The sequence below is a fragment of the Arthrobacter sp. Y3223164 genome, from assembly GCF_059091005.1.
The window spans coordinates 1-1450 of sequence record NZ_JBNHGF010000545.1; the positions used below are offsets into that span (position 1 = coordinate 1).

Annotated in this window: 1 protein-coding gene; it reads right to left on the reverse strand. The window is 71.0% G+C overall.

What is annotated here, in order from left to right:
- Positions 1-95: 95 nt before the first annotated feature.
- Positions 96-1238 (reverse strand): acyl-CoA dehydrogenase family protein, encoded by a 1143-nt coding sequence (locus AC5RUJ_RS16260; RefSeq protein WP_494128460.1) that lies wholly within the window; start codon positions 1236-1238, stop codon positions 96-98.
- Positions 1239-1450 lie beyond the last annotated feature (212 nt).

Here is a 1450-nt window from a genome sequence, read left to right on the forward strand (position 1 = left end):
CCCCGGCGGTTCGACCCGGCGCCGGACGCGTGGCGCCCCGGCGTTTCGGCACGGCGGACTGCCGCCGTTAGCGGGTCTTTTCCGGCCGGTCCCAGTCAGCGGATGAAGTGGCGGGAGATGAGCAGCCGCTGAATCTGGTTCGTCCCCTCGAAGATCTGCATGACCTTGGCCTCGCGCATGTACCGCTCGGCCGGGAAGTCCCGGGTGTAGCCTGCCCCGCCCAGCACCTGCACGGCGTTCGTCGTCACGCTCATCGCGTTGTCGGTGGCCACCAGCTTGGCGATCGAGGCCTCCCGGCCGTAGGGAAGGCCGGCGTCCTTCAGCCGCGCCGCCGCCAGGTACATGGCGCGCGCGGTTTCCACTTCCACCGCCATGTCGGCGATCAGGAACGCCAGCCCCTCGTGCTCGATCAGCCGCTTGCCGAAGGCCTCGCGCTCGTTGGCGTAGGAGGCGGCCAGGTCCAGCGCGGCCTGGGCCAGCCCGGCGGCCACCGCCGCAATGCCCAGCCTGCCCGAGTCCAGCGCCGCGAAGGCGATCGCCAGGCCCTGGCCTTCCTCGCCGATCAGGCGGTTGGCCGGGACATACACGTCGTCGAAGTTCATCGTCGCCGTGGTCGAGGCCGTCAGCCCCATCTTGTGCTCGGGCGGCGCCGCGCTCAGTCCTTCGGCGTCGGCCGGAACCAGGAAGCAAGAGATCCCGTGCCGGGGATCGTCGGACGTCCTGGCCATCACCGTGTAGAAATCGGCCTCGCCGGCGTGCGTGGTCCAGGCCTTCGCACCGCGGATCACGTAGCCATCGCCCTTCCGGACGGCGCGGGTGCGCATCGCCGCCGGGTTGGAGCCCGCGTGCGACTCGGAGAGGCAGTAGGCACCCAGCGTGTCGCCCGAGAGCATGTCCGGCAGCCAGGTCTTGCGCTGCGCATCGCTGCCGAAATGCACCAGCGGGAAGCAGGAGAGGGCATGGACGCTGACGCCCACCGCCACGCTGCCCCAGGCTGCGCCGAGTTCCTCCAGGACCTGCAGGTAGACCTCGGCCGGCTGGCCGCCGCCGCCAAACTCCTCCGGGTACGGCAGGCTGAGCAGCCCGGTTTCCCCCAGCATCCGGAAGACCCCGCGCGGGAAGCGTTCGGCGGCCTCGGCCTCGGCCGCCTGCGGCAGCAGCTCGCGGTCCGCGATGTCGCGGACCAGCTCGATCAGGTCCTGCGCTTCCTCCGTCGGCAACAACCGCTGCACAACCATCGCCACTCACCCCTCCGGCTACCGGCCTGGGTGCGGACCGGCGCCTGGATTGCCGCAGCCAAGCCGGGTTCGCCGGGACGCTGCGGTGCGTCCATGTCATTGCGTGAGTCAACTACAACACGGCAATAGGGGCCTGACAAGCATGATCCCCGGCGTGTGTGCGGGCCGGCGCGGGGCGGGTGTGGGGCCGGTGTGGGGGGCCGGTGTCGCGG

Bases quoted from the DNA above. Each gene is read 5' to 3' on its own strand.
- AC5RUJ_RS16260 (WP_494128460.1), bottom strand. From the start codon at position 1,238: ATGGTTGTGCAGCGGTTGTTGCCGACGGAGGAAGCGCAGGACCTGATC.